Source organism: Terrabacter aeriphilus (assembly GCF_039542985.1).
In the GTDB taxonomy this organism is placed as follows: Bacteria; Actinomycetota; Actinomycetes; order Actinomycetales; family Dermatophilaceae; genus Terrabacter; species Terrabacter aeriphilus.
Genome location: NZ_BAABIW010000009.1, coordinates 314,133 through 340,368, shown reverse-complemented (window position 1 = coordinate 340,368; position 26,236 = coordinate 314,133). Strand labels below are relative to the sequence as shown.

Sequence of the window (26,236 nt, the reverse complement as noted above, 5' to 3'; positions counted from 1 at the left end):
GCGGGCGTCGGGGGCGCTGGCAGGGTGCGCCAAGGCACACGGCCCGTCTCCGGCAAGGGCTGCCGACGCTGCCCGAGCACGGCTGCGGCACAGTGGGACGGGCCCGCGCAGTGCGCGTTGCGGAGCCGACCGCAGCGCCGGAGACCGCGGGCGCCGAGGAGCACCGTGTCCGGATCGCCCGACCCCGCGGCCACCGCCACCCGCCCGGGAGGCGAGGAGCCCTCCCCTGCGCCGACCGACCGGCCGAAGCCCCGCCGACTCGGCGCACGCGAGCTGCTCGAGACGGTGCTCGACGCGGGCACGTGGAGCAGCTGGGACGCGCCCCCCGACCAGCCCGCCGAGCCGGGCAGCACGTATGCCGCCGAGCTGGCTGCCGCGACCGAGCGCAGCGGGTGCGACGAGGCCATCATCACCGGCGAGGGCCGGCTCCGCGGACGGCGCGTCGCCGTCATCGCCGGGGAGTTCTCCTTCCTCGCCGGCTCGATCGGCGCGGTGGCCGCGGAGCGGATCGTGCTCGCGTTCGAGCGCGCCCGCCGCGAGGAGCTGCCGGTCTTCGCCGCGCCCAGCTCGGGCGGCACCCGGATGCAGGAGGGCACCCCCGCGTTCGTCGGGATGGTGAAGATCAGCGCCGCCTGCGCGCAGCTCAAGGCGGCCGGGCTGCCGTACATCGTCTACCTGCGCCACCCCACGACCGGTGGCGTCTTCGCGTCGTGGGGCTCGCTCGGTCAGGTCACCGTCGCGGAGCCGGGCGCGACCATCGGTTTCCTCGGCGCCCGCGTCTACGAGGCCCTCTACGGCCGGGCGTTCCCCGACGGGGTGCAGACCGCCGAGAACCTCTTCGAGCACGGCCTCATCGACGCCGTCCTGCCCGTCGAGGCGCTCGCCGAGACGGCCGACCGGGCGCTTAACGTGCTGATGGCACCCCGCGAGGACCTCCCCGACGTGCCGGAGCTGCTCAAGGAGCCGCTCGCCGACCTGCCGGCGTGGGACTCGATCGGCCGGTCGCGCCGCGAGGACCGGCCCGGCGTGCGGGCTCTCCTGCGGCTCGGCGCCACCGACGTCCTCCCCCTCCACGGCACGGGGCAGGGCGAGTACGACCCCGGCCTGCTCATGGCCCTCGCGCGCTTCGGCGGCGCGCCCTGCGTCGTGCTCGGCCAAGACCGCCGCGGCCAGACGCTCGACGCGCCGCTGTCGCCCAAGGGCCTTCGGGTGGCCCGGCGCGGCATGGCCCTGGCCCGCGAGCTCGGCCTGCCCCTCGTCAGCATCGTCGACACGGCGGGCGCCGCGCTCTCCCAGGAGGCGGAGGAGGGCGGCCTCGCCGGCGAGATCGCCCGCTGCCTCGCCGAGCTCGTGACGCTCGAGGCGCCGACCCTGTGCGTGCTGCTCGGGCAGGGCACCGGCGGCGGGGCCCTCGCGGTGATGCCCGCCGACCGCGTCATCTGCGCGCAGCACTCGTGGCTCTCCCCCCTGCCGCCCGAGGGCGCCTCGGCGATCCTGCACCGCGACACCGACCACGCGCCCGAGCTCGCGACCGCGCAGCGGGTGCGCTCGCTCGACCTGCTCGCGGACGGCATCGTCGACCGGATCGTCGCCGAGCACCCCGACGCCGCGGACGAGCCCGAGGACTTCTGCCGGCGGATGAGCCAGACGATCCAGCACGAGCTCGCGGTCCTCGCCCGTGAGCAACCCGAGGAGCGCCTCGCCGCAAGGCTCGACCGCTACCGCCGCCTCGGCCGCCGCTGACCCGTCGAAAGGCCACCCTTTGCGGGTCCCCACCCGTCGAAAGGCCACCCTTTGTGGGTCCCTACCTGTCGAAAGGCCACCCTTTGTGGGTCCCTACCTGTCGAAAGGCCAACGTTTGTAGGTCCGCCTCGTCGAGAGGCCAAGTGCGGAACGTGGCCTCTCGACCATGAAGGACCCGCAAAAGGTGGCCACTCGACGGTTGCGGGACCACGAGAAGTGGCCCCTCGACCAGGCGCGACCCGCGAACAGTGGCCACTCGACGGGTGGGGACCCACGAGAAGTGGCCTTTCGACGGTTCAGTCGATGTCGCGGTCCTCGATGGTCTGGCGCACGGTGCTCGACGGGCCGGTCGAACCACCCGCCCGCTCCTCGCGGGTGATGACCCGCTGGTGACGGGTTCCCCTGCGCCCGTGCCAGATCAGCGCCCCACCGGCGATCATGAGGATGATGCCCACGGTCGGCAGGCTGACGACCGACGTGTTGGCGCGCACCGCGAACGCCAGGATGGCGCCGATGACGGCGAGCAGCACTCCGACTCCCACAGCGTGGCCACCTCTCCGCTCGACGGCTCGTGCGCCTCACGGCGCTCCCCCGACCCTACCGGCACGGACCCGCCTACCTCGCCCACGCATCCGCGGGCGAACCCGTGACCGGGGCGGACGGCATACATCTGCCAATGTCGGGGCCCGCGTTGGGCAGGAGGTGCCAACGCGCCCGCTCGCCCCGGCTGCCTAGGCTCACGCCATGACGACCGAGGACGCACCGTGAGGGTGCTCGTCGCCCTGGGCGGCAACGCCATGACCGGGCCCGACGGCAGCGCGACGCCCAAGGCGCAGCGCGCCGCCATCGCCGAGGCGAGCCGGCACCTGGCCGACCTCGTCGCGGCCGGCCACGAGGTGGTCGTGACGCACGGCAACGGTCCCCAGGTCGGCAACCTCCTCGTCAAGAACGAGCTCGCCGCCGCCGTCGTGCCGCCCGTGCCGCTCGACTGGTGCGGCGCGCAGACGCAGGGGACGATCGGCTTCACGCTGCTCGACACGCTCGAGGCGGCGCTCGCCGAGCGCGACGCCGCGCGCCCCGTCGCCGCCCTCGTCTCGCGCACCCTCGTCGACGCCGACGACCCCGGCTTCACCCACCCGACCAAGCCCGTCGGCCGCTTCCTGCCGCGCGAGCAGGCCCAGGCCCTCATCGACCACGGTGAGCGCTGGGAGGACCGCGGCGAGAAGGGGTGGCGCCGCGTCGTCGCGTCGCCGGAGCCGATCGAGGTGCTCGAGACGCACACGCTGCTCACCCTGCTCGGCGCGGGCTACGTCGTCGTCGCGGCCGGCGGTGGTGGCATCCCCGTCGTGCGTGGCGCCGACGGTGCCGTGCAGGGCGTCGAGGCCGTCATCGACAAGGACCTGACGGCCGCGCTGCTCGCGCGCGCCGTCGACGCCGACGTGCTCGTCATCGCCACCGACGTCGCTCACGCCGTCGCCGCGTGGGGCACGCCGGACGCCCACGACATCGGCCGCGTCACGCTCGCCGAGATGGAGGCGTATGCCGCCGAGGGCCACTTCGCGTCGGGCTCGATGGGCCCGAAGGTCGAGGCCGCGCTCCGGTTCGTCCGTGGTGGAGGCCGACGCTCCATCATCACCGCGCTCGACCAGCTCGCTCCAGCCATCGACGGCCAGGTCGGGACCGTCATCGAGAACCCGCAAACAGAAAGGTGATTTCCGTGCCCGAAGCCATTGAGGTGCGCAAGGTCCCCATCCATTCGGTCGCCGACGCGTCGGAGCTCGCGAAGCTCATCGACGACGGCGTGATGGAGGCGAGCCGCGTCATCGCCATCATCGGCAAGACCGAGGGCAACGGTGGGGTCAACGACTACACCCGCATCATCGCCGACCGCGCCTTCCGCGAGGTGCTCGTCGAGAAGGGGGCGCCCGCCGAGCAGGTCAAGCAGGTCCCCATCGTGTGGTCCGGCGGCACCGACGGTGTCATCAGCCCCCACGCGACGATCTTCGCGACGGTGCCCGCCGAGAAGGCCGAGCCGTCCGACGACCTGCGCCTCACGGTCGGCTTCGCGATGAGCGAGCCGATCAAGCCGGAGGAGATCGGCTACGTCGCGATGGTCAGCAAGGTCGCCGACGCCGTCAAGGTCGCCATGGAGCGGGCCGGCATCACCGACCCGGCCGACGTCCACTACGTGCAGACGAAGACCCCGCTGCTGACGATCCACACGATCCGCGACGCGAAGTCGCGCGGCCAGCAGGTCTGGACCGAGCACACGCACGAGTCGATGGACCTCTCCAACGGCACGACCGGCCTCGGCATCGCCGTCGCCCTCGGCGAGATCGAGATGCCCACCGACGCCGACGTCATGCACAACCGCTCGCTCTACTCCTCGGTCGCCTCGTGCAGCTCGGGCGTCGAGCTCGACCAGGCGCAGGTCGTCGTCGTCGGCAACGCCCGCGGCGTCGGCGGGCGCTACCGCATCGGCCACTCCGTCATGCAGGACGCCCTCGACGCCGACGGCATCTGGTCGGCCATCAAGGACGCCGGGCTCGACCTGCCGGAGCGCGCCCACACGAGCGACATCCAGGGCCGCCTCGTCAACGTCTTCCTCAAGTGCGAGGTGAGCCAGGACGGGCAGGTGCACGGCCGTCGCAACGCCATGCTCGACGACTCCGACGTGCACTGGCACCGCCAGATCAAGTCGTGCGTCGGCGGCGTCACGGCCGCGGTGACCGGCGACCCGGCCGTCTTCGTGTCGGTCTCGGCCGCGCACCAGGGCCCCGACGGCGGTGGCCCCGTGGCCGCCATCGTCGACCTCGGCGAGGGCGAGCCGACCGGTTACCGCTGGACCCGCTGACCCCCCGGTCCGACGTATGCCGAGTGCCCAGGTCCCCACGGGGACCTGGGCACTCGCACGTCCCCACCCCCACCCCGGTCGAGCAGGCTCAGGTGGGTCGCGGGCGGGATCCGTCAGCGGGTCGGGGCGAGTGCCTCCTCGGCGCGGGCGGGAGCCACGACCGACGGGCGGTTCGCGACCTGCTCGTGCACGGCGAGACCGACGACCGAGGCCAGCACGACCGCGAAGCCGACCCACTGCGAGCCGGTCAGGCTCGCGTCGAGCGCCACGACCCCGACGAGCGCCGCCGTCAGCGGGAAGGCGAGCTCGGCCAGGGTGGCGCGGGAGGCCGGCGTGCGCCCGAGCGCCCGGTAGTAGAGCAGCAGCGCGAGCAGGCCCGGGATCGCCGCGAGCAGCAGGATGTTCGGGGCGGCGTCCCAGCCGAGCGCGAGGGGCGTGGACGTCACGAGGTTCAGCACGAGCAGCGTGACGAGCCCGACGACGAACCGCAGCGCCGTGATGTCGGCGAAACGCAGCTGCGCGCTCGCCGCCCGTCCGAGCACCGTGCCGGCGGCCCAGAGCGCGGCGGCGCCGACGGCGAGCGCCGCGGCCTTCGCGCTAGAGACCGTGACGCCGAGCGGGTCGGCGAAGGCGAGCAGCCACGCGCCCGCGAGCGCCGGCACCGCGAAGAGGACGTAGCGCGCGTGCAGCCGTTCGCCGAGGATCACCGCCGCGAGGGCGACGGCGATGACGGGCTGGAGCTTCTGCAGCACCTGCGGCGTGATCGGGTCGCCCGTGCGGAACGCGGCCGTGAACAGCGTCGTGGCGAGCGCCGACGAGCCGGCGCCGATGACGAGCACGCTGACCTTCGTGCGCGCGTCGGCGGCGAGCACGCGTCGCACGGCCGGCACCACCCACGGGCTGACGAGCACCACGAGCACGAGGTGCTCCCAGAAGACGATGGCGAGCGCCGGGTACTCGCGGGCGAGGGGCTCGCGCCACAGCGCGGAGAGGCCCCAGAACGAGGCGGCGAGGGCGACGAGCCAGGTGCGGTCGGAGCCGCGGGAGCGGGAGCCGGCGGGGCCGGCGGCACGGGAGAGGTGGGGCATGCGGGTAAGCCTGTCACCCCCCGCGGGCCCGGTCGACCGACGGCCCACCCCAGCCCACCCTCGGCCCACCCCGAGTGCACCGGACACGAGGCGGCCACGACCCCGTCCAGGTCGTGGCCGCCTCGTGGCCCTCGTGGCCCTCGTGGCCCTCGTGGCCCTCGGAGCCGTCGCGTCAGTGCGCGAAGTGGCGGGTGCCGGTGAAGTACATCGTCACGCCGGCCGCCTGCGCGGCCGCGACGACCTCGTCGTCGCGGATCGAGCCGCCCGGCGCGACGACGGCGCGCACGCCCGCGTCGAGCAGGAACTGCAGGCCGTCGGCGAACGGGAAGAACGCGTCGGAGGCCGCGACCGAGCCACGGGCCCGCTCCTCCCCCGCCCGGCGCACCGCGAGGTAGCACGAGTCGACGCGGTTGACCTGGCCCATGCCCACGCCGACCGCTGCGCCGCCGTCGGCGAGCAGGATGGCGTTGGACTTCACGGCGCGGATGGCCCGCCACGCGAACTGCAGGTCGCCGAGGGTCGCCTCGTCGGCGGCCTCGCCCGAGACGAGGCGCCAGTTCGCCGCGTCGTCACCACCGGTCACGTCGCCGTCCTCGCCGTCGACGACGGCGTCCACGCGGTCGACCGACTGCATGAGCAGCCCGCCGCCGACCGGGCGCGTCTCGACGGCCGCGCCCGCCTGCGTCATGCCGGCGGGCAGCCGCAGCACGCGGAGGTTCTTCTTGGCCGTGAGGATCTCGAGCGCCTCGGGCTCGTAGTCGGGCGCGATGATGACCTCGGTGAAGACGGGCTTGGCCGCCGCCGCCATGGCCGCCGTGACCGTGCGGTTCGAGGCGATGATGCCGCCGTAGGCGCTCACCGGGTCGGTCGCGTGCGCCCGCTCGTACGCCTCCTCGATCGTGGCGCCGACGGCGATGCCGCACGGGTTGGCGTGCTTGATGATCGCGACCGTGGGCTGGTCGCCGTGGTCGTGGGCCGCGCGCACGGCCGCGTCGGTGTCGACGTAGTTGTTGTACGACATCTCCTTGCCGTGCAGCTGCTCCGCGCTCGCCACCCCGGGGCGCCCGGTGCGGTAGAGCGCCGCGCGCTGGTGCGGGTTCTCGCCGTAGCGCAGCACCGCCGACCGCTCGTACGTCGCGCCGGCCCACGCCGGGAAGCCGGTGCCGTCGCTCGTGTCGGCGACGACGTTGCCCATCCAGCTCGCGACCGCGACGTCGTAGGACGCGGTGTGCACGAACGCCTCCGCCGCGAGCCGCCGGCGCTGCTCGAGCGTGAACCCGCCCGCCCCGAGCGCGTCGACGACCTCGCCGTATGCCGACGGGCTCGTCACGATGGCGACGCTCGGGTGGTTCTTGGCGGCCGCGCGCACCATCGACGGCCCGCCGATGTCGATCTGCTCGATGCACTCGTCGGGCGTGGCGCCCGAGGCCACGGTCTCGAGGAACGGGTAGAGGTTGACGACGACGAGCTCGAACGGCGCGACACCGAGCTCGTCGAGCTGGCGCAGGTGGTCGGGCTTGCGGGTGTCGGCGAGGATGCCGGCGTGCACCTTCGGGTGCAGCGTCTTGACGCGCCCCTCGAGGCACTCCGGGAAGCCGGTCAGCGCCTCGACGGGGGTCACCTCGATGCCGAGCGCCGCGATCGCCTTGGCCGTCGAGCCGGTGGAGACGATGCCGACGCCGGCGGCGTCGAGCGCGCGGGCCAGCTCCTCGAGGCCGGACTTGTCGTAGACGGAGACGAGGGCCCGCGTGATGGGGCGGCGGCCGTCGGTGCCGGGCGCGGACGGGGCTGCGGTCATGGGTGCACTCCTGGTTCGGTGACATCGGTCGCGGGTGGTCCGTCGGTCAGACGTCGGCACCCGTTCTCGCGAGGCACCCAGGCGGTCGATGCTCCCGACGTCACTCCCCGGTGGTGTCCCACCCGCGCCAGTCGTGTGCGACCAGCGTAGCGGTCAGGCGCTCCCGAGCCGAACTCGTCGCCCCTCCACGACGAACCCCTCGCGGGCCAGCCGCCGCACCACGTCGACGAGCAGCTCGCGCTCCTGCACCTTGATCCGCTCGTGCAGGCTCTCCTCCGTGTCGTCGTCGTCGACGGCCACGACCCGCTGCTCGATGATGGGCCCGGTGTCGACGCCGGCGTCGACGACGTGGCACGTCGTGCCCGTCACCTTGACGCCGTAGGCGAGCGCGTCGCGCACCCCGTGCGCCCCGGGGAAGCTCGGCAGCAGCGCCGGGTGGGTGTTGACGACCGGGGCGATGCCCAGGGTCGCCGGGCCGAGGATGCGCATGAAGCCGGCCGTCACGACGAACCGCGGCACGGCCCCGGCCACCCGCTCGGCGAGCGCGGCGTCCCAGGCGGCACGGTCGGCATACGTCGACGGGGCGACGACGAAGGTCGGTATGCCGGCGTGCTCGGCCCGCTCGATCCCCACGCATGGGCGGTCGGCACCGACGGCGGCCACGCGCACGCCGTAGTTGGGGTCGGCGCTCGCGTCGAGGAGCGCCTGCAGTAGCGTGCCCGACCCGGAGACGAGGACGACGACGTCGACCGGGAGGTGCGGGGCGGGCGCGGCGTCGGTCGTCACGCGCCGGAGTGTAGTCGGCCGCCGCACCTGCGGGCCGAGGCGTCTGCTGGGGTGGGCCGCCCCACGGGGCGATGTGGGGACCCGGCGGCCGATGGGTGAGGATGGACGCATGACCGAGCCGACGCCCGAGCAGGAGATCACGTTCGCGCGCGAGAAGGCCAAGCGCACCCTGCCGGTCGCGCTGCTCGTGCTGCTCGCGCTCGTCGCGATGTACCTCCCGCTGCCCAAGCGCTTCGTCGCCGTGCTGCCGCTCGTCATCGCGATCGTGCTGACGGTGCGCCTGCTCCGGTTCCTCTCCTCTCGGCGCGGGCGGGAGAAGGTCTGGCCCGCGGTGACGCTCGTCATCAGCATCATGCTGCTCTCGACGCTCGCGATGCAGGTCGCCTTCTACGACAGCGTGAGCGCCTACGAGGAGTGCCTGGCCGGGGCGCAGACCGGCATCGCGCAGGATGCCTGCGCCCAGCTGCGCGACAGCGGCATGCTCGGGCTCATCGTCCGCTGACGTCGACGAGAGCAGTGGCCGCACCCGGGCGATAGGTTTGTGCTTTCGTCACCTCGGTGTCCCCTGCCTTCGGAGGTCTCCTCTTGACCCGCCCGCCCGTCGTCTACCACTCCAGGGTCGATCGTCCGGACCTCTCCGGATCCCGAGTCCACGACGACGTCTACGTCATCGGTGGGCCGGGGCGCTCAGGTACCGACCGGACGGTCATCGCTGCTCATGGAGCAGGCATCCTCGGCCGGCGCGTGGTCACTGATGCCGACACGGCGGCGGTCGCCCTGCGCGACTTCCAGGGAGTCCCGGTGGGCGAGGTGGGACAGTCCCTCCGGGGTTCCGTCACGCTCTACCTGGACGTCCCGTCGGAGCGACGGGTCGTCATCCTCCCGGATCCCCTCGGCGGCGGGCTCGTGCACGTGCACCGCGATGCTGCCGGCACGGCCGTCTGCTCCGACCTCGGCGCCCTCCGGGACTTCCTCGACACCGAGGGCAAACGACCCCGCAAGTCCTTGGACTACGTGGCCTCCTACGTGGCGACGGGCAGCGGCGGCCTCGTCGAGTCCAGCTACGAGGGCATCACGGTCCTGCCTCAGTTCACCTGTCTGTCCATGTCGCCGAGCGGCGCGACCGTCGTCGACTACCCGGCGCGCCGCACGTTCTTCTCGCCGGTGCAGGACCGGTCCAGTCTGCTCGCGACGGCGCAGGAGGAGATCGCGGCCAACGTCTCGGCGCTGGCATCCTCCGGTCACGAGCGCAAGATCGCGCACCTGACGGGAGGGATCGACTCCCGACTCGTGCTCGCCGCCATCCTCGCCTCGGGTACGACGGACGCGTTCGTCTTCTTCTGCTCCGGCGGCCTCGAGGAGCCCGACCAGAAGGTGGCCCGCCAGCTCGCGCGAGAGTACGGACTGCGCTTCACGGAGCACTCGGGGCTCGACGTCGGCACGGCGCCTGAGGATCTCGAGCAGCAGCTGCTCCAGCCCTTCCAGCACTCGTACGGCATCATCTCCGGTCCGTCCCACGCAGGTTGTCTGCCCTCTCGCGACCTCATCGTCAGCGGCGGCTACGGAGAGCTGCTCCGGTCCTTCTACAACCAGGGCAGGCCGAGCGTGGAGCCCTCGAGCGCCATGGAGCAGATGTTCGGCAGCCTGGGATTCTCCTCTGACCCTCTCCGTCGCCTGCTCTCCGAGCGGTCCGTGGCGCGCCAGACCCTGAGCCTCGAGCAGACGATGGGTGACGGGCGGCTGATGGGTGTCCGCGAGGACGCCCTGCTCGACCTGATGTACCTCACGCGGCGCAACCGCTACTACGTCGGTGAGATCTCCCGATCTGTCTCCGCGTTCACCGCCAGGATCGATCCGCTCTACTCCCCGGCGGCCGCGTCGCTCGCCCTGCAGCTGACCGGCGCCGAGCGCAACGCCAACGTGGCAGGGATCGACCTCATGGAGTCCTTCGCCCCGGGACTCTCTCGCCGTCCGTTCGACCGCCCGCGTTTCGGGGAAGCCTGGGCGGCACTGCGGCCCGTCCCGGAGCCCATCCCGTTCACGACCTCCGGTCCCCCCGAGCTCGACGGCCGCCGCAACGCGGCACCCATGAACGCCTCGAGCATCAGGATGCCCGCAGTGACCGCCGACGACCGGGCGATCGCCGCGCGACTGTCGATGCCACCCAGGCTGGCGGCCCAGTTCCCGGTGATCCGTGACGGACTCAAGACGCTGACCACGTCCCTGACCGGCGGCGAGGCGATGGAGGTGTTCAACCAGCGCGCGATCGACACCCTGTTGCGCCGCACCCCGAGCAACCGCGTGCACTTCCGCGCGGCTCGAGATCTGTTCGCCGGCCTGCTCTGGTACGTCAAGGGGTGACCGCAACGGCCCGGCCCTTCCATCGGGGAAGGAGTCCGGGCCGGTTCGGCGTGCGCTCACGTGCTCAGCGGACGACGTACTCCCGCAGCGTGGTCTCGAAGGGAACGTAGAAGCGTCCCGGCTGGACCACCATCTGCGGCGTGCTGACTCCGCTCTCGACCGGCACGTCGACCCTGAGGGTGGCAGGGTCGAACGTGTAGACCTTGCCTCCGGACGTCAGGTAGAGCAGTCCACCCACCCAGGCCAGGTCGGCATTGCGCAGGACCGCGGCGCTGGATGTGGAAGCCGTGGCCGGCTGGAGCACGACCTGACGCTTCACGGCTCCTGTTGCGGGGTCCAGCTCGACCACGGCGGAACCGTAGGCGGCCCACAGGGAGCCCTGCGGTCCGATCGTGACAGCCCCAAAGGCCTGGGCCCCGGGCACCGGTGCCACTTCCCACAGCTTCTTGTTCGTGGTCGCGTCCCAGGCGAAGACCTTGGCGGACGCCTGCGTGGGCGTCGCGCCGAGACCGCCCCATCGCGACGTGCCGCCGTAGACGACCCGGCCGGACGCTGCCAGCGCCACCACGCTCTGGTCCTTGACCGGCGCGTTGACGATCCTGGGCGTCGTGGAGTCGCTGTCGAAGATGCCCATGGCCCCCGACAGGATCCCGTACTTGGGGATCGTCCCGAAGAAGACCCGCGAACCCGACGTCGCCCAGGCGAGCGGCCGATCCTGCTGGTACGAGCCACCGAGGGACGCGACCATCTTGGGGTTGGAGCCGTCGACCCACGGCTTCGTGGTGTCGAAGCGGAAGATCTGGCCGCCCGTGTAGGTACCGAGATACTGGTAGGCCCCGTGGTTGATCGTGCCTTCGACCTCGCCGATCACTCCGGCCGCGAAGGGCACCCGCGGGTACTGCTGGCGACTCGTCATGTCCGGGTCCAGCACGGCCAGGCTGGAGCCGCCGTAACCGCCGACGTACAACGTCGACGAACCCGTGCCGAGCGACTTGATGCGCATCTTCGTCGCTGCGAACTTGACGGTGTAGGAACGCTCGCTGAGCGTGCCCAGGTTGACGGCAGCGACCGTCCCGTCGGTGTCGTACGTGAGCAACCACTCCCCGGCGACGCCACCCAGGGTCGCCTTGAGCGGGAACCGGTCCCGGCCGGGGCCAGAGACGATCTTGCCCCGCGACGTCATGGTCCCGTCGGCCGAGCTGACGGCCCACAGCTCCTTGTACCGGAAGTAGTAGAAGTACCCCCGGCTGTCGAGCGTCGACGGCCTCTGCATCGCGAGGTTCGAGCTGACGTTCCACGACTTGAGCGTCGTGTCGTAGAGACGCCGCTCGCTCGTGACCGTGGCGCCACCGGGAGTCCTCCCCGCGGGCGTCCACACCTCCAAGTACCGACCCAGCGACTCGATGTCCGCGATGTTGCCGGCGACGACCGGCTTGGGCAGGGCGACGAGCACTCGCTCCGTCGGGTTGGCCAGGGTGACGCGCATGATGACGGGGTTCTCGGACCCCAGCCCGACCCACGCGTAGCGGCTGTCGAGCGCGAGGCTGCGCGCGTACTGGTGCGCCGCGCTCAGGGTTCCGTAGTTGCGAAGCGTCCCAGCCGAGGGGTCGTAGCTCCACAGCTCGGATGCCGGGTAGGTGACTCCCCAGATCTTGCCGTCACCGGCGACCTCGACGTCCCACACGGTGGTGGCCTTCGCCGTGGCCCGGCCGAGGTCCTTGATGACCGTCGCGCCCGGGGTCCACTGCCAGAGGTGCCCGTCGTTGCCGCCGATGTACACCCGCCCGTCGCGGCCCTTGGTGATCGCGAAGCTGATCTTCATCCCGCCGAGCGGGAAGCGACTATCGACGCGCCCGGTCTCGATGTCGACCACCTGGAACTCCGCCGGGCTGCCGGAGACGACCGCCATCAGCTTGGCCCTGCCGTTGACGACCATTCCGTCGACGACGTTGGTGTTGCTGAACGCATCCACGGGGCGCGTCGACGCTCCGGCAGCGAAGGTGTGGACCCCCGCGCCGATGGCGGGGCGCAGATCGATGGTGTCGAACGCCGCGGCGCCACGGCTGGTGCTGGCGCTGGAGATCTCGACCGTGGCCGTCAAGGCGGTCGATGGAGCGGTCAGCTGCTTGGTGACCAGACCCCAGGCCAGCAGGCCCTTGCGGATGTCGACCCGCTCACTCCGCACGACGTGGCGCGCGGCGTCGAGGAAACGGACGGTGGCGACGAACGCACCGGACGTCGGACGGACCCAGACACGGAGACTGTGCGTGACCCCCGGGAAGACCGGGACCGCGCTGCTCGTGGCGGACACGCCGGCGGTGCTGCTGGCGTCCGTGAGCAGGAGGCTCCGGCGACCCGTGCGCGCTTGGGCGGTGCTGATGACCGCCGAGGTGCCCGATGGCGCACTCACGGTCCAGCCCGGCACGCTGACCGACGTCGACGTCGCCTCGAAGCCTCCGTTGGGAAGGTCGGGGCGGATGACGCCGACGCCGTCCCACCACGCCTGGGAGAGCGTCGCGGACGACGTCGCGATGTCGATGGATGCCGTCGTGGCCGTCGACGGAGCCACAGCCCTCGTCTCGACCCTCGACCAGATCATCCGCGCACCCGTCGTGGGGGTGCTGGCGCTGCCCACGACCCGGCCGGAGGCGTCGTAGAACTTGAGACCCAACGACTGGAGCCCGCTCTTGGTGAAGACGTAGGCCTGTGCGTGGTACTCCACGCCTCCCACCACCGCGAACTTGCGCCGTGCGGTGACGGCACTCGTGGAGGACGTGTCCTCCACGAACAGGGCCCGCTTTCCGGAGAAGGCGACCCCCGTCGAGACGACCGCTCGGCTGGGTGCTGCGGCGGTCACCGACCATCCCTCCGGAACGGTGCCGGTCTCGAAGTCGCCGACCGGGTAGCCCGTCGCGACCGGTTCGAGCGCCTGCGCAGGGCCGTCCGTACCGGGTAGTAGGCCTGTGGATACCATGGCGGTGGCAAGAACCGCGACGATCGTGCGGGCACGCGACGTGCGCGATCCGGTCGTGGGGAGAGCAAGTTTCATGAGGGGGCGTCCTTTGTGGAACGTGACGCGGCGGCCCGCCAGAGGGGGGTGCTAAGCCGTCCGCGATCCACCTGAGGGGGTACTCAAGTCGACCATTTCGGGCAAATCGTAACTGCCAGCACGGTGTGTGACCAGCCCTCCGCGGAATTTAGTACACCCACCCCTCCCGTGCCTGCGCGCAAATGCGCGCCGCGCTCCGATGTCCAAGACGTCGACGCAGCCCCCCGGCCGTCTCAGCCGGCAGTGGGCGCGCCCTCGTCGGAGCTGCCGGCGGTGGTCACGCCGGCCTGCGCTGCGCGCTCACGGCGGCGCTCGAGGAGCAGGAGCACCCCGAGCAGGAGCAGGGCGCCCGCCACGACCTCGGCCACCAGGGCCAGGCCGAACGGCAGGAGCGCCGGGCCCACCGACGAGAGCCGGTCGAGGCCGACGGCACCGTTGCCGAGGGCGGTCAGGGCCACGACGACGCCCGCCGCGATCAGCGCGGCGACGGCCGTGGCGGTGAGGCGGGCGCGCGTGTTTCCGAAGAACTCGAGCTCGGCGTCGACCCGGTGGCCCAGCCAGGCGCCGACGGCCACGGGGACGAGCAGGACGGCATACATGAGCGGCGGGTAGTCGCTCGAGCGCGGGAGAGCACCGAGCACCGGCACGAGCGGGAGCAGGCCGGGGTGCGCCGCGGCGGGGGCGATCGCCGAGCCGACGGCGACCTGGAAGCCCGGGCCGGCGACGAACGCGAGCGCCCACGTCGCGGCGTTGCCGAGGATCGCGAGCTGGCCGACGCCGATGACGAGGGCGCCAGCGAGGTTGGCGTCGTACTGCGCCTGGATGTCGGCGACGGCAGACCACGACATGGCGAGCCGGAGCACGACGACGGCGAACCCGACGGCGAGCAGCAGCCCCGCCCCGCGCCAGCCGACGCGCCAGACCGCCGGCAGCCACGTCGGCCCCCGGCGGAACCACGACCGGACGAAGGCCGGGGCCTCGTCGTCGTCGGGGCGCACGAGCACGAAGCCGAGCGCGGCGAGCGGCACGAGCAGCGACCCGATGACCGCGGCCACACCCGGCGTGGCCGGCCCGCCGAGGGTGAAGAGGGCGAGGACGGCGGCCACGAGGCCGTAGCCGACGAGGAAGCCCGGCACGACGCCCCGGAGGGCGACGCGGCTCCAGTCGGACGAGCCGACCCGCAGGCGCTCGGTCGCGGCGAGGCGACGGGCCCAGCGATAGGTGATGAGGACGAAGACGCCCAGCAGCAGCAGCGGCGTCATCGAGACGGCGACGCCGCCCGCCCCGATCGACTGGCCGTGGCCGAGGAACCAGATGGCACTGCCGAGCGACACCGCCGAGAACCAGCCGACGGTGCTCTCGGGCGCGGCGACCCAGCCGACGAGTGCGGGCAGCACGACGACGGCCCAGGTGGCGACGGCCGCGAGGGCGCCGGTGCGCAGGGCGGCGGGGAGGGCCGAGCTCGGGCCCGTCGTGGAACGGGTCGACGGGGCCGTCGGCGTCGAGGTCGGGCTGGGCGGGGCCAGTGGTCTCACTCCTGCGTATGCGGGTCGGTCGGGTCGGGCGGTCACGCGGGTCTGGCGCGCCGTCCCATGGTCACAAGATCGCCGTCCCGGGGCGAGCGCCCACGCCGCGCAGCCCCGAAGGAGGGGCGGGTCGCGAGGTGTGAGGCACGGATCAGTGCTCGACCGCCGCCGGTTGGCCCGGCCCGACGGAGACTGGAGGTGAAAGGGATGACCCGAAATGAGGACCAGAACCGCCCACCTGCTGACCACCCACCTCTTCACCGCCCTGCTCGCCGCGCTGCTCGCGGCCCTCACCCTCGCCGCACCGCTCGCCGGCCTCCCGGAGCCGGCCCGTGCCGACCCCGGCTCCACCGTGGCGGTGGCCTACGCCGGCACCGTCTACCTCACCTTCGACGACGGCCCGCACGCCACGTGGACGCCCCGGATGCTGGCGGTGCTGCGGAAGTACGGCGTGCACGCGGTCTTCTTCGAGGTCGGCGAGAACGTGTCGTGGTACCCGTCGATCACGCGCAGCCTGTGCAGCTACGGCAACCTCATCGGCAACCACACGTGGAGCCACCCGGACCTCACGGCGCTCTCGACCACGTCGGTCACCTCGCAGCTGAACCGGATGGAGTCGGCCCTCGGCTACCGACCCCGCTGCGTGCGCCCGCCCTACGGCGCCACGAACTCGCGCATCGCGACGATCATCGCGAACCGCGGGCAGCGCCTGATCCTCTGGACCGTCGACCCGCGCGACTGGTCGCGGCCCGGCACGACGACCATCGTCAACCGGGTGCTCGCCGCCGTGCGCGACGGCTCCCGGATCCTCATGCACGACGGCGGCGGTGACCGGTCGCAGAGCGTGGCCGCGCTCGACCTGCTCATCCCGAAGCTGCGGGCCCGCGGCTACGTCATCGGCCTGATGGCCTGCTGACAGCCGGAGCGGGCGGCCACCCGAAGGTGGCCGCCCGCTCCGAATGCATTGTCGCGCAGGCTACTTCGCGATCCCCTGCATGATCTCGCGCATGAGGTCGGCGGTCTCGGACGGCGTCTTGCCGACCTTGACGCCGGCGGCCTCGAGGGCCTCCTTCTTGGCCTGGGCCGTGCCCGAGCTGCCGGAGACGATGGCGCCGGCGTGGCCCATCGTCTTGCCCTCGGGGGCCGTGAAGCCGGCGACGTAGCCGACGACGGGCTTGGTCACGTGCTCCTTGATGTAGGCCGCGGCCCGCTCCTCGGCGTCGCCGCCGATCTCGCCGATCATGACGATCGCGTCGGTGTCGGGGTCGTTCTGGAACGCCTCGAGGCAGTCGATGTGCGTCGTGCCGATGATCGGGTCGCCGCCGATGCCGACGGCCGAGCTGAAGCCGAAGTCACGCAGCTCGTACATCATCTGGTAGGTCAGCGTGCCCGACTTCGAGACGAGGCCGATGCGGCCGGTGCCGGAGATGTCGGCCGGGATGATGCCGGCGTTGGACACGCCCGGCGTGATGAGGCCGGGGCAGTTCGGGCCGACGAGGCGCGTCGTGCCCTTGTCCTTGGCGTAGTTGTAGAACTCCGCGGTGTCCTTGACCGCGACGCCCTCGGTGATGACGACGGCGAGCGGGATCTCGGCGTCGATCGCCTCGACCGCGGCGGCCTTGGTGAACTGCGCGGGCACGAAGATCACCGAGACGTTGGCGCCGGTGGCCTCGACGGCCTCCTTGACGGAGCCGTAGACGGGCACGGAGACGCCGCCCTCGAAGTCGACGGTCGTGCCGGCCTTGCGGGGGTTGACGCCGCCGACGATGCTCGTGCCGGACTTCAGCATGCGCTGCGTGTGCTTCATGCCCTCCGACCCGGTCATGCCTTGGACGATGACCTTCGAGTCGGCGTTGAGGAAGATGGCCATGGTTGCTCGTTCTCTCTTCTGTGGCTCGGGGTCAGTGGGCGGCGGGGCCGGCGGCGAGCTCGGCGGCACGGCGCGCGGCGCCGTCCATCGTCGGCTCGATCGTCACGAGGGGGTGGTTGCGCTCCTGCAGGATGCGCCGACCTTCCTCGACGTTGTTGCCGTCGAGGCGCACGACGAGCGGGCGGTTCTCCTCGTCGCCGAGCGCGTCGAGCGCGCCGACGATGCCGTTGGCGACCGCGTCGCACGACGTGATGCCACCGAAGACGTTGACGAACACGCTCTTGACCTGCGGGTCCGACAGGATGATGTGCAGGCCGTTGGCCATCACCTCGGCGCTCGCGCCGCCACCGATGTCGAGGAAGTTGGCCGGCTTCTGGCCGCCGAACTCCTCACCGGCGTAGGCGACGACGTCGAGGGTGCTCATGACGAGCCCGGCGCCGTTGCCGATGATGCCGACGGAGCCGTCGAGCTTGACGTAGTTGAGGTCCTTCTCCTTGGCGGCGGCCTCGAGCGGGTCGGCCGCGGCGGTGTCCTCGAGCGCGGCGTGGTCCGCGTGGCGGAAGCCGGCGTTCGTGTCGAGGGACACCTTGCCGTCGAGGGCGACGATGTCGCCGTCCTCGGTCTTGACGAGGGGGTTGACCTCGACGAGCGTCGCGTCCTCCTCGCGGTACACGGTCCAGAGCTTCTGGATGACGTCCGCGATGGCGGCCTTGTCGCCCTCGTCGAAGCCGGCGGCGTCGACGATCTCCTTCGCCTTGGCCTCGTCGATGCCCGTGTTGGGGTCGACGGCGACGCGGGCCAGGGCCTCGGGGCGCTCGACGGCGAGCTGCTCGATCTCCATGCCGCCCTCCTTGGAGCACATGGCGAGGTAGGTGCGGTTGGCCCGGTCGAGCAGGATCGAGAAGTAGTACTCCTCGGCGATGCGCGCGCCCTGGGCGATCATCACGGTGCCGACGGTGTGGCCCTTGATGTCCATGCCGAGGATCGCCTCGGCCGCGGCCTGCGCCTCGTCGGGGCTCTTCGTCACCTTGACGCCGCCGGCCTTGCCGCGGCCACCGGTCTTCACCTGCGCCTTGACGACGGTGACGCCGCCCGACTTCGGGCCGATCTGCTCGGCAGCCGCACGGGCCTGCTCAGGGGTGGTGGCGATGGCGCCGGCCAGCACGGGCACCCCGTGCTTCTCGAACATGTCGCGGGCTTGGTACTCGAAGAGATCCACGGGTGGGGTCCGTCCTCGTCGTCGATTCGTATCGTCGTCGACTGCGCCACCGCGGCGTCCGGGGCCCGACGTGCATCACGCTTCCGCGCGGAGAGGGGCCCTGCGCCGAGGCGCAACCGAATCAGGCTGTCCCTCGGACTCTAGTGCCCCTGACCTGTGCTGACGCCACCGGGTGCGGGCGACCGGACGAAGATCACACTGCCGGCCCGCCGCACGCGGTGCGGGCGACCGGTGCGGTCGCGGCCGGCATACGCCCTCGGTGCGCCGCTGCCGTATGCCGGCGCGGTCGTCGGGCGCGCCCGCTCAGTCGGCGTGGACGTGCTCGCGCACCCAGCCGACGATCTCGGTCGTCGTGGCGCCGGGCGTGAAGACCTTGGCGACCCCGAGCCGCTCGAGCTCGGGGATGTCGTCCGCGGGGATGATGCCGCCGCCGAAGACGATGATGTCGGCGGCGTCGCGCTCGGCGAGCAGCTCGACGACCCGGGCGAAGAGGGTCAGGTGCGCGCCGGAGAGCACCGAGAGGCCGACGACGTCGGCGTCCTCCTGGATCGCGGCCTCGACGATCTGCTCCGGCGTCTGGTGCAGACCCGTGTAGATGACCTCCATGCCGGCGTCGCGCAGGGCACGGGCGACGACCTTCGCGCCCCGGTCGTGCCCGTCGAGGCCGGGCTTGGCCACGACGACGCGGATGACGTCGGCGGCGCTCCCGCCCCCGGTCGGGCTCGCAGCGGTCTGGACGGCGGCGGCCTCGGCACCGGTGGTCTGGCTCATGCGGGGAACTCTAGTTCGCGCCGCGCGAGGCGGCGGACGATAGTGACGCATCGCCCACCGATCGGGGTACGTTCGCCAGGTGGCAACGGCAGCACGAGCGGCGAGGACGCCGCGCCCGGACGCGGCCGCGACCGGCACGACGCCCCGGTCGCGGGGCTTCCTCGCGGCTGCCGGAGAGGTGGTCGGCGCGCTCATGACGCCGACCGGGCTGGCCGGCGCCGCCGTCGAGGCCACGTGGATGGGGCTGCACCTCGGGCTCTACCCCCTCGGCCTGCTCGGCTCGCGGGCGAGCGACCGGCGCAGCGGCTACCGGCTCGAGCACCTGCCGCCGACCCAGCGCGGCCTCGCCATCCAGGACGTCGAGGCGGCCGAGACCCCGATCCTGCTCGTGCACGGCATGGTCGACAACCGCTCGATCTTCACCGTGCTGCGCCGGGGGCTCGTGCGCCGCGGCTTCGGGCGCATCGAGACGATCAACTACTCGATCCTCACCGGTGACGTGCGCGCCGCGGCCGCCGACCTCGGCGCCGAGGTGGAGCGCATCGTCGAGGAGACCGGCTACGAGCGGATCCACGTCATCGGCCACTCGATGGGCGGGCTCATCGCGCGCTACTACGTGACCCGCCTCGGCGGTGACCAGCACGTGCACACCCTCGTGACGCTCGGCACACCGCACCAGGGCAGCTACCTCGCCTACACGTGGAACAACACCCTGACCCGCCAGCTGCGCCCTGGCAGCGCCCTGATGGAGGAGCTCGCCGGGCCGGTCGCCGACTGCCGGACCCGGTTCATCGTCTACTGGAGCGACCTCGACCAGGTCGTCGTGCCGCAGCGGAACGCGCGGCTCGACCACGAGGACCTCGACGTGCACCACGTCGGCCTGCAGGGCGTCGGGCACATGAGTCTGCCGATCATCCGCAGCGTCGTCCACGGCATCTCGACCGCGCTCGCGCACCTCGACACGACCGGAGCGACGGTGACGCGGGGGGTCAGTCCGCTCCGGGGCCGACGCGCGAGCGGCGGGAGGCCGGCCGGCTCGTCGGGCTGACGGCCGGGTCGGAGCAGGGACCGCGCCTGCGCACGAATGCTGTCCGCTTCGTCCGTTGATGCCCTAGTGTCGAGGTCAGCCGCGTCCCGGGTCGGCTCCTGCTCGACCCCTGCTCGACCCCTGCTCGACCCCTGGGACCGCGACGCCGGGCCTGTGGACACGATTTCGGATAACGAAACGATCACGTTAGGCTGACCGCTCGCCTCCAGTGACCCGATAGGTAATCTCTTCGTGCCCACACGCAGCTACACGGGCCGGCACCGTCCGGCCGCCAAGCCCTCACGGGGTCGACGTCTCGTCGTCCCCGTCGCACTGCTCTCCTCCACCGTCGCGGCCGGACTCGTCATCCGCGACGCCGGCGCGAGCGAGCTGAGCCCCGAGGCCGCGTCCATGAAGAACATCTCCGAGTCGGTCGCCGGCCTCGGTCTCGTGGCCGACCCGGACGCCGTCGCCGCCGCCACCGCGAACCGGGCGGGCGCCCGCTCCTCGCGCGACGTGGCCCGCGACGCCACGGCGCTCATCGCCACCGCGAGCGCATCCGCCCAGCGCTCCGCCGCCGCGGCGCAGGAGGCCGCCACCGCCAAGGTGAAGGCCGCCGCGGCCGCGAAGGCCGCGAAGGCCGCGAAGGCCGCGAAGGCCGCGAAGGCCGAGGCGAAGAAGAAGGCCGCAAAGGCCGCCCTCGCCAAGGCTCGCCGCTGGGTCTCCCCCGTCGCCGGCTACACGCTGACCTCGGGCTACGGCATGCGGTGGGGCAAGATGCACCCGGCCCAGGACCTCGCCTGCCCCGTCGGCAGCCCCGTGCACGCGCTCTCGAGCGGCACCGTCGTCTTCGCCGGCTGGTCGAACGAGGGCTACGGCAACCTCGTCAAGATCCGCTACTGGGACGGCACCGTCTCGTGGATGGCGCACAACAGCCGCCTGCTCGTCTCCGTCGGCGAGGAGGTGGGCCCCGGCCAGCGCATCGCCTACAGCGGCAGCACCGGCAACTCCACCGGCCCGCACGTGCACCTCGAGATCCACCCGGAGGACGGCGGCGCCGTCGCCCCGGTGCGCTGGCTCGCCAAGCGCGGCGTCACCATCTGACGCTGCCCCCCAGCACCGTCGAAAGGCCACCTTTTGCGGGTCCTGACCCGTCGAAAGGCCACTTAGTGCGGGTCCTGACCCGTTGACGGGCCATTTTTCGCGGCCGTATGCCGTCGAGAGGTCACCTTTGGCGAACCCGCCGGTCGGCTGCCTCGCGATGTGCCCCGCCGGATGTCTCCGTGCGCCTCCGTCCGATGCCGGTGCTCGGCGGCATAAGATCCGCAGAACCTGGCCTCTCGATGGTCACGCACCCGCGCAAGGTGGCCTCTCGACGGTGACGCACCCACGAAAGGTGGCCTTTCGACGGTGGGGTGGGGTTGTGGGCAGTCAGAGCTTGACGAGGGGGGCGTAGCGCAGCAGCAGGCGCTTGGTGCCGGTGTCGGCCCCGAAGTCGACGTGGGCCATCGACTTCTCGCCCTCCCCCTCGACCCGCACGACGGTGCCGAGGCCGAACGAGTCGTGTGTGACGCGGTCACCCGCCGACAGGGCGATGACCGGCCGCTTGCCGGCACTGCGCACGCCCGGGCGGGCGGCGAGCGTCGCCACGGCGGGGCGGTCGGAGCCACGGGCGCCGCTGAACGACGGGCCGAGACGCTGCCAGTCGAGCAGGTCACCCGGGATCTCGTCGAGGAAGCGTGACGGCGGGTTGTACTGCGGTGCGCCCCACGCGGAGCGGACGGCCGCGCGCGAGAGGTAGAGCCGCTCGCGCGCCCGGGTGATGCCGACGTAGGCGAGGCGCCGCTCCTCCTCGAGCTCCTTCGGGTCGGCGAGGGCACGCATGTGCGGGAAGGTGCCGTCCTCCATGCCGGTGAGGAAGACGACGGGGAACTCGAGCCCCTTGGCCGTGTGCAGCGTCATGAGCGTGACGACGCCGAGCGCCTTCGCCTCGGGCTCGTCGGGGATCTCGTCGGCGTCGGCCACGAGCGAGACCTGCTCGAGGAACTCCTCGAGGGCCCCGGCGGGGCCGACGTCCTCGGGCTCCTGACCCGGGGCGAGCTCGCCGCCGTTGGCCGCGACCTCCTGGGCCTCCTGCAGCTTGCGGTCGTCGAACTCCTGCGCCACCGCGACGAGCTCGGCGAGGTTCTCGATGCGGGTCTCGTCCTGCGGGTCGTGGCTGGCCCGCAGCTCGGTGAGGTAGCCGCTCTCCTCGATCGTGGCCTCGAGCAGCGCCGCCACCCCGTCACCGGCGTCGTAGACGCCGCGCAGCTTCTCGAGCAGCGCCGTGAAGCCCTGGATGGCCGCGACCGAGCGGGTCGCGATGCCCGGCGCGTCCTCGGCGCGGCCGAGGGCCGCGACGAACGGGATGCGCTCGCGCTCGGCCAGCGCCGCGACGCACGCCTCGGCCCGGTCGCCGATGCCGCGCTTCGGGGTGTTGAGGATGCGCCGCAGGTTGACGGTGTCGGTCGGGTTGGAGATGACCCGGAGGTAGGCGAGCGCGTCCTTGACCTCGCGCCGCTCGTAGAAGCGCGTGCCGCCGACCACCTTGTACGGCAGCCCGACCCGGACCAGCACCTCCTCGATGGCCCGGCTCTGGGCGTTGGTGCGGTAGAACACCGCGACGTCGCCGGGGCGCACGTCGCCCTCGGCCGCGAGGTCGTCGATCTGCTTGGCGACGAACGCGGCCTCGTCGTGCTCGTTGTCGGCGACGTAGCCGACGATCATCGCGCCGTCACCCGAGTCGGTCCAGAGGTTCTTGGCCCGGCGTCCCTCGTTGCGGGCGATGACGGAGTTGGCCGCCCGGAGGATGCGCTGCGTCGACCGGTAGTTCTGCTCGAGCAGGATGGTGCGGGCCTCGGGGTAGTCGTTCTCGAACTCGAGGATGTTGCGGATCGTCGCCCCGCGGAAGGCGTAGATCGACTGGTCGGAGTCGCCGACGACACAGAGCTCGGCGGGCGGCACGGCATAGGCGCCCTCAGGCCCCTTCACCTCGCCGACGAGCTCCTTGATGAGCTGGTACTGCGCCTGGTTGGTGTCCTGGTACTCGTCGACGAGCACGTGGCGGAACCGGCGGCGGTAGTACTCGGCGACGTCCGGGAAGGCCTGCAGGATGTTGACCGTCATCATGATGATGTCATCGAAGTCGAGCGCGTTCGCCTGGCGCAGGCGACGCTGGTACTGCGAGTAGGCGCTGGCGAGCGTGCGCTCGTAGTGGTTGCCCTCGGTGACCTGGGAGGCGTAGGCCTCCTCGTCGACGAGCTCGTTCTTGAGGTTGCTCACCTGCGCCGAGAAGCTGCGGGGCGGGTAGCGCTTCGGGTCGAGGTCGAGGTCGCGCAGCACGAGGCTCATGAGCCGCTGGCTGTCGGCGGCGTCGTAGATGGAGAAGGTCGACTTCATGCCGACCTTGGCGGCCTCCCGACGCAGGATGCGCACGCAGGCGGAGTGGAACGTCATGACCCACATGGCGCGCGCCCGCGGCCCGACGAGGGCCTCGACCCGCTCGCGCATCTCGGCCGCGGCCTTGTTCGTGAAGGTGATGGCCAGGATCTGGCCCGGCTGCGCCCCGCGCTCGCCGAGCAGCCACGCGATGCGGTGCGTCAGCACCCGGGTCTTGCCCGAGCCGGCACCGGCGACGATGAGCAGCGGCGTGCCCTCGTGGACGACGGCCTCGCGCTGCTCGGGGTTGAGCCCCTGGAGCAGGGCGTCGGGGTCGATCCCGCCGTGGCCCCCGTCGGGGGTCGCCACGCCGCCCCGCGCTGCCGCCTCGGCCCAGGTGGGCACTCCCTGCTCGGTGACCTCGCCGCCCCGGGGCGCCCGCCCGGAGCCTCCGGGGGAGGCGTCCTGACCGTGCGAGAAGCCGGGGATGGGGAGGTCGTCGAAGAGCGTGCTCATGATCGCTCAAGCCTACGTCGAACCACCCACAGCGCCCGACGCGCCACCCGGACCCCGTCCGCTCGCGCCGCGGGCGGACGCACGCCCGGTCGCGGCGGGAGAGGATGGGGCGGTGAGCGACTTCGAGATCCGTGAGGCGACGCCGGACGACGTGCCCGACCTCATCCGGCTGGTCCGCGAGCTGGCGGCGTACGAGAAGGAGCCGCAGGCGGCCACCGCGACGCCCGAGCAGTTCCGCGAGGCCCTGTTCCCGGCGCTGGGCGACCCGACGGCATACGCCCTCGTGGGGGTGCGGGAGGGACGGACCGTCGCGATGGCGCTGTGGTTCCGCAGCTTCTCCACGTGGACCGGTGAGGCGGGCATCTGGCTCGAGGACCTCTTCGTCGAGCCGGACCACCGGGGCGGCGGCCTCGGCCGGGCCCTGCTCGCCCGGCTCGCCGCGACGTGCGTCGACCGCGGGTGGACGCGCCTCGAGTGGACCGTGCTCGACTGGAACACCCCGTCGATCGCCTTCTACCGGGCGCAGGGCGCCCGGCCGCTCGACGAGTGGACGACGTTCCGGGTGGACGGCGACGCCCTCGCCCGACTGGCGAGCCCGTAGGTGGCACGCGCGAGCCGGCGCATGGGGTCGGCCGACTCCCTCTGGCTGACGATGGACCGCCCGACGAACCTCATGGTCATCACCTCGGTGGTGCTCCTCGAGTCGCGACCGGACTGGGACGCCGTGCTCGACGTCCTGCGCACCCGCCTCGTCGATCCCCACCCCGTCTTCCGTGAGCGCTCGCGCCACCGCCGACGCCCGTTCGGGGCGCACCGCTGGGAGGAGGACCCCGACTTCGACCTCGCCCACCACGTGCACCGGGCGACCCTCTCCGGCGCTGCGACCGACGGCGGCGGCGGCGCGGGCAGCGAGGGCAGCGAGGGCGGCGCGGGCAGCGAGAGCGGCGCGGGCGGCCAGGCCGACGCGGAGCTGCAGGCCTACGTCGAGGAGCACCTGCCCCGGCCGTTCGACCGCTCCCGCCCGCTCTGGGAGGTCCACCTCGTCGACGGCCCCGGCGCCGGCGCCGCCCTCGTCTTCCGCATCCACCACGCGCTCGCGGACGGGATCGCGCTGACCCGCGTGCTGCTCGGTCTCACCGAGGACGCCGACGGCGTGCCCGGCGACCTCGTGGGCCCGGGACCAACGCCGGGGATCGCCGCCCTCCCGGTCGCTGCCCTCCCCCTCGGCCAGGCCGGGAAGACGCGCGGTGGCGTGCTGGCCGCCGGCCTGCGCCTCGCACGAGCCGGCCTCCGCTCCAGCCGGATGCAGCTGCGCGACAAGGGCGCACACCGTGTCGTCGTCGACGCCGCGACGGCCACCGCGACCGTCGCGCTGCGCACCGGCCAGGTCGTCGGCGACGTGCTCCTCACGAGCAACCCGGAGAGCGCGGTCGGCGGCGTGCCGGGCCACCGCAAGCGCGTGCTGTGGACGGCGCCCCTGCCGCTCACCGGGCTCAAGCAGGTCGGCCGCCTCGTCGGGGCCACCCTCAACGACGTGCTGCTCAGCGCCGTGGCCGGCGCCCTGCACACCTACCAGCGCGAGAGCGGCCGCTCGCCGGTCGACCTCGCGACGATGGTGCCCGTCGACGTGCGGCCGCTCGACGAGCCGCTCCCCCGCGAGCTCGGCAACCGCTTCGCCCTGCTCTTCCTCCGCTTCCCGAGCGGCGACGCGACCCCGCTGGGCCGGCTCGCCGTGTGCAAGGCCCGGATGGACTGGCTCAAGGCCTCGCCCGAGGCGGCCCTCACGTTCGGGCTGCTCTCCGTCATCGGGCGCGTGCCCGCCGGGCTGCAGCGCCGGTTCGTGGACTTCTTCGCGGACAAGGCCATCGGCGTCACGACGAACGTGGCCGGGCCCCGCGAGCCGCGTCGCCTCGCCGGCGTTCCCGTGACGGGGGTGCTCGGCTGGGTGCCGGGGTCGGGGCGCCACACGGTCGGCTTCTGCATCGTCACCTACGACGGGGCCGTGCGCATCGGCATCATGGCCGACGACGCGGAGGTGCCGGAGCCGGAGCGCCTGCTCACGGCGCTCGAGGACGAGGTCGCCCTCCTCGTGCGCATCGGTGCGGCCGGGACGGACGACGCCGCCGGCGCAGGAGGAGCCGGGGCCGCGCGGCCGGGCGGCCGTGGACGCCGCTCCCCCCACCGGGCCGCGTTCCGCCGGTCGTAGGGTGG

The 26,236-nt window shown here is 72.6% G+C and carries 20 protein-coding genes and 1 riboswitch; of the genes, 10 read left to right on the top strand and 10 right to left on the bottom strand.

The window, feature by feature from the left end; translation table 11 throughout:
* Nucleotides 1–285 precede the first annotated feature (285 nt).
* Entirely contained in the window at nucleotides 286–1,743 is a 1,458-nt protein-coding gene (locus ABD979_RS06575; protein ID WP_345506734.1) for a carboxyl transferase domain-containing protein, read from the top strand.
* Nucleotides 1,744–2,039: 296 nt separating this feature from the next.
* On the opposite strand, the gene ABD979_RS06570 is transcribed toward ABD979_RS06575, so the two are convergent.
* The gene (locus ABD979_RS06570; protein ID WP_345506648.1) at nucleotides 2,040–2,285 is read right to left on the bottom strand and encodes a hypothetical protein; all 246 of its coding nucleotides are present in this window, start codon (nucleotides 2,283–2,285) and stop codon (nucleotides 2,040–2,042) included.
* A 222-nt stretch (nucleotides 2,286–2,507) separates the two neighbouring features.
* Here ABD979_RS06570 and ABD979_RS06565 point away from each other — a divergent pair, with 222 nt between their 5' ends.
* A complete protein-coding gene (locus tag ABD979_RS06565) occupies nucleotides 2,508–3,455 on the top strand; it encodes a carbamate kinase (RefSeq protein ID WP_345506647.1) in 948 nt (315 codons plus the stop codon).
* A 5-nt stretch (nucleotides 3,456–3,460) separates the two neighbouring features.
* A complete protein-coding gene (gene bar, locus ABD979_RS06560) occupies nucleotides 3,461–4,597 on the top strand; it encodes a barbiturase (RefSeq protein WP_345506646.1) in 1,137 nt (378 codons plus the stop codon).
* Between the two features lie 113 nt (nucleotides 4,598–4,710).
* Here the strand turns inward: bar and ABD979_RS06555 are convergent, their stop codons facing one another.
* The 3 genes from ABD979_RS06555 to purN form a co-directional block, all read right to left on the bottom strand.
* A complete protein-coding gene (locus ABD979_RS06555) occupies nucleotides 4,711–5,685 on the bottom strand; it encodes a DMT family transporter (protein ID WP_345506645.1) in 975 nt (324 codons plus the stop codon).
* A gap of 172 nt (nucleotides 5,686–5,857) precedes the next feature.
* Entirely contained in the window at nucleotides 5,858–7,483 is a 1,626-nt protein-coding gene (gene purH, locus ABD979_RS06550; protein ID WP_345506644.1) for a bifunctional phosphoribosylaminoimidazolecarboxamide formyltransferase/IMP cyclohydrolase, read from the bottom strand.
* Between the two features lie 68 nt (nucleotides 7,484–7,551).
* Nucleotides 7,552–7,628: riboswitch (ZMP/ZTP riboswitch) on the bottom strand.
* 8 nt (nucleotides 7,629–7,636) lie between these two features.
* Nucleotides 7,637–8,269: a phosphoribosylglycinamide formyltransferase gene (purN, locus tag ABD979_RS06545; protein ID WP_345506643.1), complete on the bottom strand. Its 633-nt coding sequence runs from the start codon at nucleotides 8,267–8,269 to the stop codon at nucleotides 7,637–7,639.
* 109 nt (nucleotides 8,270–8,378) lie between these two features.
* Here purN and ABD979_RS06540 point away from each other — a divergent pair, with 109 nt between their 5' ends.
* Both ABD979_RS06540 and ABD979_RS06535 read left to right on the top strand, forming a co-directional pair.
* Entirely contained in the window at nucleotides 8,379–8,771 is a 393-nt protein-coding gene (locus tag ABD979_RS06540; protein WP_345506642.1) for a hypothetical protein, read from the top strand.
* Nucleotides 8,772–9,013: 242 nt separating this feature from the next.
* On the top strand, nucleotides 9,014–10,630 hold the full coding sequence (locus ABD979_RS06535; protein WP_345506641.1) for a hypothetical protein: 1,617 nt from the start codon (nucleotides 9,014–9,016) through the stop codon (nucleotides 10,628–10,630).
* A 64-nt stretch (nucleotides 10,631–10,694) separates the two neighbouring features.
* On the opposite strand, the gene ABD979_RS06530 is transcribed toward ABD979_RS06535, so the two are convergent.
* Nucleotides 10,695–13,487, bottom strand: a complete 2,793-nt coding sequence (locus tag ABD979_RS06530; protein WP_345506640.1) for a hypothetical protein — start codon at nucleotides 13,485–13,487, stop codon at nucleotides 10,695–10,697.
* A gap of 425 nt (nucleotides 13,488–13,912) precedes the next feature.
* Entirely contained in the window at nucleotides 13,913–15,214 is a 1,302-nt protein-coding gene (locus tag ABD979_RS06525; protein ID WP_345506639.1) for a cell division protein PerM, read from the bottom strand.
* 208 nt (nucleotides 15,215–15,422) lie between these two features.
* Here ABD979_RS06525 and ABD979_RS06520 point away from each other — a divergent pair, with 208 nt between their 5' ends.
* Nucleotides 15,423–16,121, top strand: a complete 699-nt coding sequence (locus ABD979_RS06520; RefSeq protein ID WP_345506638.1) for a polysaccharide deacetylase family protein — start codon at nucleotides 15,423–15,425, stop codon at nucleotides 16,119–16,121.
* Nucleotides 16,122–16,181: 60 nt separating this feature from the next.
* On the opposite strand, the gene sucD is transcribed toward ABD979_RS06520, so the two are convergent.
* The 3 genes from sucD to ABD979_RS06505 form a co-directional block, all read right to left on the bottom strand.
* Nucleotides 16,182–17,075 (bottom strand): succinate--CoA ligase subunit alpha, encoded by an 894-nt coding sequence (gene sucD, locus ABD979_RS06515; RefSeq protein WP_345506637.1) that lies wholly within the window; start codon nucleotides 17,073–17,075, stop codon nucleotides 16,182–16,184.
* A 31-nt stretch (nucleotides 17,076–17,106) separates the two neighbouring features.
* Nucleotides 17,107–18,294, bottom strand: coding sequence for an ADP-forming succinate--CoA ligase subunit beta (sucC, locus tag ABD979_RS06510; protein ID WP_345506636.1), 1,188 nt, complete (start codon nucleotides 18,292–18,294; stop codon nucleotides 17,107–17,109).
* Between the two features lie 303 nt (nucleotides 18,295–18,597).
* Complete coding sequence (locus ABD979_RS06505; protein WP_345506635.1) at nucleotides 18,598–19,065, bottom strand: cobalamin B12-binding domain-containing protein; 468 nt, start codon at nucleotides 19,063–19,065, stop codon at nucleotides 18,598–18,600.
* A gap of 79 nt (nucleotides 19,066–19,144) precedes the next feature.
* Between ABD979_RS06505 and ABD979_RS06500 the strand changes: the two genes are divergently transcribed.
* Nucleotides 19,145–20,113, top strand: coding sequence for an esterase/lipase family protein (locus ABD979_RS06500; RefSeq protein WP_345506634.1), 969 nt, complete (start codon nucleotides 19,145–19,147; stop codon nucleotides 20,111–20,113).
* Between the two features lie 231 nt (nucleotides 20,114–20,344).
* Entirely contained in the window at nucleotides 20,345–21,196 is an 852-nt protein-coding gene (locus tag ABD979_RS06495; RefSeq protein WP_345506633.1) for a M23 family metallopeptidase, read from the top strand.
* A gap of 327 nt (nucleotides 21,197–21,523) precedes the next feature.
* Here the strand turns inward: ABD979_RS06495 and pcrA are convergent, their stop codons facing one another.
* A complete protein-coding gene (gene pcrA / locus ABD979_RS06490) occupies nucleotides 21,524–24,025 on the bottom strand; it encodes a DNA helicase PcrA (protein WP_345506632.1) in 2,502 nt (833 codons plus the stop codon).
* Nucleotides 24,026–24,137: 112 nt separating this feature from the next.
* Between pcrA and ABD979_RS06485 the strand changes: the two genes are divergently transcribed.
* Both ABD979_RS06485 and ABD979_RS06480 read left to right on the top strand, forming a co-directional pair.
* On the top strand, nucleotides 24,138–24,626 hold the full coding sequence (locus tag ABD979_RS06485; RefSeq protein ID WP_345506631.1) for a GNAT family N-acetyltransferase: 489 nt from the start codon (nucleotides 24,138–24,140) through the stop codon (nucleotides 24,624–24,626).
* Nucleotides 24,627–26,231, top strand: coding sequence for a WS/DGAT domain-containing protein (locus ABD979_RS06480; RefSeq protein WP_345506630.1), 1,605 nt, complete (start codon nucleotides 24,627–24,629; stop codon nucleotides 26,229–26,231).
* The last annotated feature ends 5 nt before the right edge of the window (nucleotides 26,232–26,236 follow it).

What these genes read in the sequence shown, in the direction of transcription:
- ABD979_RS06555 (WP_345506645.1), bottom strand. Translation starts at nt 5,685, where the DNA reads ATGCCCCACCTCTCCCGTGCCGCCGGCCCCGCCGGCTCCCGCTCCCGC.
- purH (WP_345506644.1), bottom strand. Translation starts at nt 7,483, where the DNA reads ATGACCGCAGCCCCGTCCGCGCCCGGCACCGACGGCCGCCGCCCCATC.
- ABD979_RS06540 (WP_345506642.1), top strand. Translation starts at nt 8,379, where the DNA reads ATGACCGAGCCGACGCCCGAGCAGGAGATCACGTTCGCGCGCGAGAAG.
- ABD979_RS06520 (WP_345506638.1), top strand. Translation starts at nt 15,423, where the DNA reads ATGAGGACCAGAACCGCCCACCTGCTGACCACCCACCTCTTCACCGCC.
- sucD (WP_345506637.1), bottom strand. Translation starts at nt 17,075, where the DNA reads ATGGCCATCTTCCTCAACGCCGACTCGAAGGTCATCGTCCAAGGCATG.
- ABD979_RS06505 (WP_345506635.1), bottom strand. Translation starts at nt 19,065, where the DNA reads ATGAGCCAGACCACCGGTGCCGAGGCCGCCGCCGTCCAGACCGCTGCG.
- pcrA (WP_345506632.1), bottom strand. Translation starts at nt 24,025, where the DNA reads ATGAGCACGCTCTTCGACGACCTCCCCATCCCCGGCTTCTCGCACGGT.